Origin of the sequence: Streptomyces atratus, assembly GCF_014648655.1 — a bacterium.
Classification (GTDB): domain Bacteria; phylum Actinomycetota; class Actinomycetes; order Streptomycetales; family Streptomycetaceae; genus Streptomyces; species Streptomyces atratus.
Genome location: NZ_BMRN01000105.1, coordinates 1 through 8,423, shown reverse-complemented (window position 1 = coordinate 8,423; position 8,423 = coordinate 1). Strand labels below are relative to the sequence as shown.

The 8,423-nt window shown below is 70.8% G+C and carries 8 protein-coding genes and 2 pseudogenes; 5 read left to right on the top strand and 5 right to left on the bottom strand.

Annotation, left to right across the window (positions count from 1 at the left end):
- A pseudogene (locus tag IEZ15_RS42750) lies at positions 1-308 on the top strand (hypothetical protein); the annotation flags it as partial.
- Positions 309-388: 80 nt separating this feature from the next.
- Here IEZ15_RS42750 and IEZ15_RS42745 read toward each other — a convergent pair.
- Complete coding sequence (locus IEZ15_RS42745) at positions 389-1,225, bottom strand: DUF1963 domain-containing protein (RefSeq protein WP_229846559.1); 837 nt, start codon at positions 1,223-1,225, stop codon at positions 389-391.
- A 135-nt stretch (positions 1,226-1,360) separates the two neighbouring features.
- Between IEZ15_RS42745 and IEZ15_RS42740 the strand changes: the two are divergent.
- Positions 1,361-1,627, top strand: a pseudogene (locus IEZ15_RS42740) (transposase); the annotation flags it as partial.
- Positions 1,628-2,351: 724 nt separating this feature from the next.
- Here IEZ15_RS42740 and IEZ15_RS42735 read toward each other — a convergent pair.
- Genes IEZ15_RS42735 through IEZ15_RS42725 form a run of 3 tightly spaced genes read right to left on the bottom strand, consistent with a single transcriptional unit; the run spans position 2,352 to position 5,315 of the window.
- On the bottom strand, positions 2,352-3,797 hold the full coding sequence (locus IEZ15_RS42735) for an MFS transporter (RefSeq protein ID WP_189282331.1): 1,446 nt from the start codon (positions 3,795-3,797) through the stop codon (positions 2,352-2,354).
- Complete coding sequence (locus tag IEZ15_RS42730; RefSeq protein WP_189282330.1) at positions 3,787-4,479, bottom strand: SDR family oxidoreductase; 693 nt, start codon at positions 4,477-4,479, stop codon at positions 3,787-3,789. The genes IEZ15_RS42735 and IEZ15_RS42730 overlap by 11 nt, the downstream gene beginning before the upstream one ends.
- Positions 4,476-5,315 carry an acyl-CoA thioesterase gene (locus tag IEZ15_RS42725; RefSeq protein ID WP_189282329.1) on the bottom strand — a complete coding sequence of 280 codons (840 nt, stop codon included), beginning with the start codon at positions 5,313-5,315 and terminating at the stop codon, positions 4,476-4,478. The genes IEZ15_RS42730 and IEZ15_RS42725 overlap by 4 nt, the downstream gene beginning before the upstream one ends.
- A 343-nt stretch (positions 5,316-5,658) precedes the next feature.
- Between IEZ15_RS42725 and IEZ15_RS42720 the strand changes: the two genes are divergently transcribed.
- Complete coding sequence (locus IEZ15_RS42720; RefSeq protein ID WP_189282328.1) at positions 5,659-6,147, top strand: winged helix-turn-helix transcriptional regulator; 489 nt, start codon at positions 5,659-5,661, stop codon at positions 6,145-6,147.
- 288 nt (positions 6,148-6,435) lie between these two features.
- On the opposite strand, the gene IEZ15_RS42715 is transcribed toward IEZ15_RS42720, so the two are convergent.
- The gene (locus tag IEZ15_RS42715) at positions 6,436-7,077 is read right to left on the bottom strand and encodes a TetR/AcrR family transcriptional regulator (RefSeq protein WP_189282327.1); all 642 of its coding nucleotides are present in this window, start codon (positions 7,075-7,077) and stop codon (positions 6,436-6,438) included.
- Between the two features lie 102 nt (positions 7,078-7,179).
- Between IEZ15_RS42715 and IEZ15_RS42710 the strand changes: the two genes are divergently transcribed.
- Together IEZ15_RS42710 and IEZ15_RS42705 are read left to right on the top strand one after the other, a co-directional pair.
- The gene (locus IEZ15_RS42710; protein ID WP_189282326.1) at positions 7,180-7,848 is read left to right on the top strand and encodes a hypothetical protein; all 669 of its coding nucleotides are present in this window, start codon (positions 7,180-7,182) and stop codon (positions 7,846-7,848) included.
- A 126-nt stretch (positions 7,849-7,974) separates the two neighbouring features.
- A partial coding sequence (locus tag IEZ15_RS42705; RefSeq protein ID WP_229846558.1) for an aquaporin occupies positions 7,975-8,423 on the top strand: 449 nt, incomplete at its 3' end.

The following is an 8,423-nucleotide window of genomic DNA, read 5'->3' as shown; positions in this document are numbered from 1 at the left end:
CGGTGCCCCTTGTACGACGGCGGCGCGGACGACACGAGCGAACCCCTCCCGGCACGATCAACCACAAGATCATCTCAGGCCGGTCAGCCAACGTGACAATGCCCGGTCGCGCCCTGTACGACCCGCGCCCGGCGAACCCCGCATACCGGCCCGGGTCTCAGCTGGCGCTCTGGCGCGGCGTGACGCTGCGCCAGGTCATGTATCGGCTCGTCTCCGAGGGCGTGCTGCCGCACACCCCGTTGATGTACCGGCACTTGTCCTCCCACCTCACCCAGGCCCGCGCCGCGAGGGCGACTTCCCGGACCTGATCGATGCCGTGTCGCTGGGCGGCATCATGGGCACGGCCGTCAGGCCGGTGTGAGGTCTCTACCTGGGGTGACCTGTTGTTTCATGTGCACTGGATACGCAGCCCGGTGTGCTGGGTGTGTATTCGGCACATGAACAGATACAAGGTTCCGACGTCACCCCACATCGCGTCGGTGAGTTCGCTCGGCGGGATCTGCAGCAGCAGCTCCATCGGCTGTGTGCACTCCGTGCAGACTGGCGTTTCATCCCCGCCGTTCGCCCAGTACGGGTATCCACCGATCGCCACCGCCCCATTGCGCATGTGCGGCGCTCGGGCGCGCTCTTGCGTCAGACCGAGCGCGGCGCGGTCGACGACGTGCCAGTTCGCCCACGCCTCGTGGGAGCCGCTGTCGCCCGGTACAAGGCCCCAGAGCTCAGGGCAGTGCAGGCGCATTCCCACCGCGTCAGGCAGCGACTTCTCCAGGCGTGGCACCGCGTGGCGTTCCTCGAAGCCGGGCTCGGTGCCGTGCACGAGAACCTTGGGGCGCCGCAGTGCGGTGTAGGAACGCACAAGCCATCCGCCCCGTTCGCGTTTCCGTCCCCACGGGCGGCACTTCCAGCAGTAGAAGAATGTGAAGAACGAGATGGGGAGCCTGTCGTGCAGGCCGTCGCGGGAGTGGTCGACCTGCGCGACGAACGTGAGGTCGTCGGCACAGCCGTCGCACAGGGGCCAGGTCTCGCCCTCCTCCACCGTCGGGAACCCGCCGAACCGCGTGGCGGCGAACTCCCGGGTCACATGGGGCTGCGCAGGAACGGGCGGAGGAGCGGCGTGCCGTCGGCGGCGTGTCTCGGGCGGGCTTTGGACTGGCTCGAGTACGGTGCGCGTCCGCATCAGCGGCCGCAACAACTGCACGACGTGTTCCTTCTGAAGTGCGGGCACGCACGCATCGTATGCGGCGGACCAGCAGCCGCGTTGATCGCGTGTTCCAGGCCCGGCCCGAGACCTGGCCGACGCGGTGCGCCCGCACGTCAGCGACCTGCGCATCCCCCCCACGTCACCTGGCACCGGCCTGTTGAGTCGTGGGCGACGATCGGGCCGTTGCTGGCTCCGTCGCGGATGGGCCGTCCGGTGCGGGGTCGCCAGCAGGTGGTCAACGGGATCCTGTGGAAGCTGTCCACCAAGGCGGCCTGGCGGGATCTGCCCGAACGGTACGGGCCGTGGAAGACGGTGCACGAACGCTTCCGCTGCTGGTCGGCAGAAGGTACCTGGGACAGGCTCCTGGCCCACGTCCAGCAGCACCGCGACGCCGTCGGCGCGGTCGACTGGACCCTCGTGTGCGTGTTCTGCCGTCCGGTTAATTCCTTCACCTTGCCCGTCGCGGAACGCAATGATTTCCGTGCCGGGTAGGTGTATATGTACTGCCGGTCAGTGCCCAGTTTCCGGTGACGCTGGATGCGCCATCCGAGAAAATCAAGGCCCTCGTCAACCGCGAGGTGCTCCACCCGCTCGCGCGTCTCGGTGTGCACGTACCCCCGGCGGTGCTGGCCGCCCGGGGCCGACCGGGTACGCGTGCAGCCGGTTGGCGTTGATGTCCCGGTCCCGCCGGCCGGTAGCCGCGTCGGTGATCGTCACACGCCTTCGGTCGGAGCCTCCCACCAGGATTCGTACGTACCGCGGGGGGTCCGTCGGCCGAGGTGCAGGACTGGTAGGCCTGCCCGCGCTCGTGGTGATGGTCCACGGCAACTCCCGGCAGTCGAAGGCGACCTGCCGACCCTATCCGGCGTGCGTCGGCCAATGCGCCCGTACGCGGGGGCCGAAAGCCATTGCGAAGCTGCCCGGTGTCACTGGTACCCGCTACCGTAGAACCGCATCACAACGGCCTGCCGCGAACCGCCGTTTCCGCCGCCGCCCCGCGCCCACGCCGCAAGGGGCAGCCCCGCCGGACGAGGGTCGAAGCCGGATCCCGCGCAGGACCACCACCCGAAGGGGCGGCCTGGTGTTCGGGCGATTCAGGCTCGTCGGCCCGGGTGGCGTTCGGCTCCCCGCAGTGCCTCGTTCGCCGCGGTCACCTGGCGGTTGCCCTGCGGCGGGACCAGGCCGACAGTCCGAGTGCCAATACGGTGCCGGCGCCGAGGACCGCGACCGCGACCCAGGTGGCGTGGGTGACCGCGTCGGTGAAGGCGATGCGCGGGTCGCGGACGTGGGTGACGCGGTCCTCGAAGCGTGTGGTGACCAGTGTGCCGAGGATGCTGGTGCCGAGGACGGCGCCGATCTGGCGGGCGGCGTTGACGGTGCCGCCCGCCTCGCCCTCGCGGCCGTGCGGGACGTGGCCGACGGCGAGGGCGGTGGACGGGGCGTTGGCGAGACCGCAGCCGAGGCCGAACAGGACGAAGGCGGCGGCGTACCCGGCGAACGCAGTGTCCGGTCCGACCTGCGCGAAGAGGACGGCGCCGACGGCCGCGAACAGCAGGCCCGCCGTGATCAGGACGCGCGGGCCGAGTCGGCGCACCAGTATGCCGGCCAGGACCGAGGCGGCGATGAACGCACCGAATTCCACGAGGAGTTGGACGCCCACCTGCAGGGCGGTCAGTCCCCGTACCCGCTGCAGCCACAGCACTTGGAGAAGGCAGAGGCCGACGAAGCCGAACAGGACGGTCCCGGCCAGCAGAAGGGAGACGCTGTAGGAGGGATCGCGCATCAGCCGCAGGTCGACCATGGGGGCGGTACGGCGCAGTTCGACCAGGGCGAAGGCGGCCAGCAGAAGGATTGCTGCCACGGCGGCGGCCAGGGCCCGTGCGGAGGCATAGCCGTGGTGACCGCCGTCGATCAGCCAGAAGACCAGGAGCGCGAGACCTGCGATCGCGGTGAACTGGCCCGCCCAGTCCAGGCGCTGGGCCGGGTTGCGGGACTCGGCGACACGGCCGAGCGCGACGATCGCCGCGAGGCCCGCCACGACGAGGTTGAGCCAGAAGGCCGCGTGCCAGGTCCACCAGCGCAGTGCGAGGCCCGCGACGAGGGGGCCGACGGCCAGGCCGAGTCCGGAGGCGGCCGCCCATGCGGCGATCGCCCCGGCGCGGCGGCGCGGGTCGCGGACGGCGTGGGTGATCAGCGCGAGGGAGCTGGGGGTGATCAGGGCGCCTCCCAGGCCGGCGATCGCCTGGCCGGTGAGGACGGTGGCCAGGTTGTCGGCGAGGAGCAGCACCAGAGAGCCTGCGGCCATCGCCGCGGTCCCGGTCAGGAAGACGCGCTTGCGCCCCCACCGGTCGGCCAGGGCGCCCGCGCCGAGTACGCAGGACGCCACGACCAGGGTGTACATGCTCGGCACCCACACCATGTCGGCCGGGGCGAGGCGCAGATCGGCCTGGACGGCGCCGAGCGTGCCGATGGTCTGGGTGGTCTGGAGGAACACCGTGAACAGTCCCAGGCACGCGGCGACGAGGACCGGCCCGGGGCGACTGCCGCGGGCGTCGTCGCGCTCCTCGGCCGTTGCGTCACGCAGATCACTGGTCATGGTTGGCTCCTCGGGACAGCATGGCCCTGGCCTGGCGGGTGACGTCGTCCGCGAGGACTTCCTCGCGGTCGGCCTCGACGGCGTCGAGGACCTGGTCGACCACGTCGGCAGGGCTGATCTTGGTCTGGTCGACGTGGGCGGCCATATCGGTGTCGATGAACGCCGCGTGCACGGCGACCGTGAGGGTGCCCTGCGCGCGCAGGTCCTCGCGCACCGCGTTGGTCATCGACCAGGCCGCCGCCTTGGAGACGCCGTACGAGCCGATTTGCGGCAGCGTGTGCCAGGAGAGCACGGAGAGTACGTTGACCAGTGCCCCGCCGCCGTTCTTTCCGAGCACGGGGGCAAAGGCGCGGCACATGGCGAGCGTGCCGAACAGATTGGTCTCCAGCTCGTCGCGTGCCCCGTCGAGGGAGTCCGCGGTGAGCAGCGAACCGCCGCGCAGGATGCCCGCGTTGTTGACCACCAGGGTGGTGTCCGGGCAGCGCTCGGCGGCTGCGGCCACGGAGGCCGGGTCGGTGATGTCGAGGGCGAGGGGTGTCAGCCCGGGGCCGGTCACGGTCCTCGGGTCACGTGCTGCCGCGTACACGGTGTGCGCGCCGCGCGCCAGCAGGCCGCGGGCGAAGGCGCGGCCCAGTCCGCGGTTGGCTCCGGTGACGAGCGCGATGGCTCCGCCGGTGTTCACGAAGTCTCCTGAAGAGCTGCCGTGGCCGAGGGTGAGGATGCGTCCTCCGCAGGGGCGTCCTGGACGACGCGGGCCTGCCGGGCGAGGGCCAGCATCCGGCCGTCGGCCGACCACACCTCGCTGTCGTCGACCGCCCAGCCGCTGCCGGCCTGCTCGGTACGGATCCGTACGAGAGCCCAGTCCGCGAGCGCCCCGGCGTCCAGCGTGTCGGCGAAGTGGATGGTCAGCTCGGCGGTCGGCACCGGACGCGGGGTGCGCCAGCGCGCGAACAGGGCGGGCGGGAGGACATCGGTGAGGGTGACGACCGCGGCCTCGTCCAGCGGCCGCCCGTCGGTGAATCGCACCCAGGCCAACAGCTCGGCCAGCTCGCCCCCGGCGAGGGGCAGCGCCTCGGTGGCGGGCCGTACCTCCACCCGCCGGGCGAAGGCCACGAGTCCGGCGGGCAGGTCGAGGGGCACGCAGTCGGCCGGCCCGGGCACCTGGGGGAAGGTGCGCCCGTCATAGCTGGGCCCCGGGTGGCCGGAGCCGAACAGCGCCGACCCCGCGAGCACGGCAGCTCCGCCCTGATGGGCCGTGAAGAGGCAGGTCGAGGCCCGACGCCCCGCCCGGGGCCCGGTCAGGGACAGGCGGAGCGGACGGGTGTCGACAGGGGCGAGGAAGTGTGCGGTCAGGGCGCGGAGCGGGCGGCCCTGCCCGACGGCCCGTTCCCGTATGGCGGTGAGCGCTGCCGCCGCGACATGGCCCCCGTGGGCGCCCGCCCAGGACCTCCACAGGGGGTCGATCCGGGCCACCGCCTCATCGGTGACACACGTGCTGCCGGGTGGTGAAGTCCTCATTCCGGTCTCCTCGTTCGATCGAGCCCAAGGGAATGCCCGAGCCAGATAGTTGGAAAACAGGACTCACTATAGGGGTGCGAGTTGGGAAAACAAACGCACTCCGGCCGAGGTGCCCGCGCTTGAACCGGTCCGCCGGCCCCGAGGGCCCGCCCGGTGGGTCTATTTTTCCAACCCACTGGTCTATGATGAGAAGGCAACCGGCCGGAGGCAGACGATGGATGACATACCGCGGGGCGGCGGATGAGCCGGGAACCTCCGGTGGCCGGCAGGCTCCGCCCCCGGAGCGACGCCCGCATTCACCGTGCCGCGTCGGCACTCCGCCCACTCCCCGGAGGTCCACCCCATGACCGTCGCCAGCCCGCGCCCCTGTTCCATCGCGAACTCGCTCGCCGTCATCGGTGAGCGCTGGAGTCTGCTCGCGCTGCGGGAGGTGTTCTTCGGGGTGCGCCGCTTCGACCGGATCGCCGCGAATACCGGCGCCAGCCGGGACATCCTCACCGCCCGGCTGAAGAAGCTCGTGGAGAACGGCGTCCTGGCCAAGGAGCTCTACCAAGCCCACCCGCCGCGCTACGAGTACACGCTGACCGAGGCCGGACTCGCGCTGCACCCGGTCCTGCTCGCCCTCAAGGAGTGGGGCGACCGCTATGTGACCGAGGGAGAGCCCCCAACGGTGTTCAGGCACGACTGTGGCGCGGTCCTCCATCCGCGCACCGTCTGCGACGCCTGCAGTCGGCCCGTCTCTCCCGACGGCGCCTGCGCGGTCCGCATCGGCGGCGTCCCCCAGCACTCCGGGGCGGATGCCCCCGGCGTACCGTCGCCGACGGGCACATGATCATTCGGCACCTCCGTCGGACGCCCGCTATCGAGTCCCGGTGTGAGTTGGAGTGTGGGAACGGGGCTGGGCTGGGGTGTTGCAGGTTGAGTGAGAACCGGTATCGGCTTTGACCACCGCGTACATGTTCGCGATGAGGTCGAATTTCATCGGCTGACCACCCACGTTCAGTCGTGAGGTGGCCGGGTGCGCCCGCCCGTCGGCGAACTCGGCACTGTCCCGGTGCACCGCAACGAACGGGGCCGCCTGGTGAGGGAGGCACGCGTGCTCCGGGCCGTACCGACGGGCTCAGTCGGTCGCGTTCGGGCGGTCGGCGGCGGCGACGAGGTCGGCGAATGTAAGCGGTTCGCCCGGGGCAGGGGCGGGAGCCGGTGCGGCCTGCGTGGTCAGGCCGTCGAGGGCAAGGTCGAGATGGCGGTGCAGCAGAGTGCCGTCCGCGTCGAGCCGGGAGAGACCACCGGGCAGGGGGCGGGACAGCCGGATCGACAGGAGGATCAGGTCCCCCGCCCCCACCTCGGGGCGCAGCCTGCCGGATTCGTGCGCCGCGTGGATCAGGTCGTCGAGCGCCCCCGATGTGCGGGTCCTGCTTTCGATCAACTTCTGGTCGACAACGAGCCCTTCGAGCAGCACCGGGATCACCGCGCCCATCCGGAGGTCGGCTGCCGCGTGGACGAAGCGCCGCACCGCGGCGTACGCGTCACCCTCCTCCCGCGCCGCCTGGTGGGCCGCGGCCTCAAGGCGTGAGAGCAGGTCACCGGTGAGATCACGCACGAGTGCCTCGCGGTCGGCGTAGCGACGGTAGAGCGTGGCCGGCCCCACACCCGCCCGGCGCACGATCAGGTCCAGCGGGGCGTCCAGGCCCCGCTCCAGGAACACATCGCGGGCGGCATCCAGGATCCGTCGTCTGCTGCGTTCGGCGTCCGCCCGCATGAGATCCACCTTCCATCAATGAAGCGGAGAACTTCTCTCCGTCTATGCTAGCGTGCCGTAGGCGGAGGAAATTTCTCCGCTTCGATCGAAAGGGGCTTCGCCATGAACACTGGCGCGCTGGATGTCCGCACTGTCATCGACGGTGTCGAGTACGGGGACAAGGCCGTTCGGCAGTGGGAGCTGGACCGTTCACGGGCGGCGCTCACCCTGCTGAAGCAGCGGATCGGGGACGAGCGGATGCGGGAACTCCTCGCCCCCGATCTCGCCGAGTCAGACGCGGTGATGGCACCGCTTCCGAACGGGTCCGGAGGAGCCTGGCGGTCGGCCGTCACCGAAATGACAGTCGCCGGGATCGACGTGGACCAGTTCCTCACCTGGTGGCAGGGCCGGCTCGCGGGCGGTGACCGGTCCGCGCTGCTCTCCGCCAATCCCGAGCACTACCTCGCCGACTCCAGCGGCGGAGTGGTCGAGATCATCGAGACCATAGGATCCGGCCCCCTCCGGTTCTTCCTCACCTTCCACGACGGCGTCCAAATCGCGGACGAGGGCCACGAGGAGTACCCCGTACGCATCGGAGGCACCGGACGCCTCGGTGACGGCACGGAGATCGCCCGCGTCATGCATGAGTTCGGCGACGGCCCCGACGGCTTGCGCATCCGTCTGACCATCCAGTTCCCGGCCAACGCCCCTGAGCACGTCTTCGTCGGACATCAGTGGCACTTCGCCTGCGAGTTCACCAACTGGCTGGAAGGCGCGCACGCCCAGGCGTGAGCTCCTTCCGCACGCAGGCGGGGATCCCCTGGCGATCAGGGGATCCCCGCCGCCAAGGGGGATCCCGCGCCCCGGGCTCTCCTCGGCGTGGCCCGGCGAACAGCGATTCTCGATAGGACCATGCCCATGAAAATCACAACTCCGGCCGTGCCGGCGCAGGCCGACCCGCCCACCACCGCAGAATCCGGCATCCTGCGTCGCGCAGCCTGCGAATTCGGCCTCACCGGCCTTCTGCTGTTCTTCGTCGTCACCGGCGTGCGCTGGCTTATCGCACCCGACTCACCGATCTCCGTCCATGACATCCACTACGCTCTCGCCATCCTTGGCGTCACCATCGGGGTGCTTCTCATGGTGTTCATGACGTCTCCACCCGGCCGGCGGTCCGGCGGACACCTCAACCCCGCCGTCACCATCGCGCTGTGGCGGCTCGGCGTCTTCCCCGCCCGCGCCGTCGTCCCGTACGTCACGGCCCAACTGGCCGGTTCCGTCGCGGGAACGGCGCTCGGCCGACTCGTCTGGGGACCGGCAGTCTCCCGCGTCCCCGTCGCCTACGCGACCGTCCACGCCGACCCGGC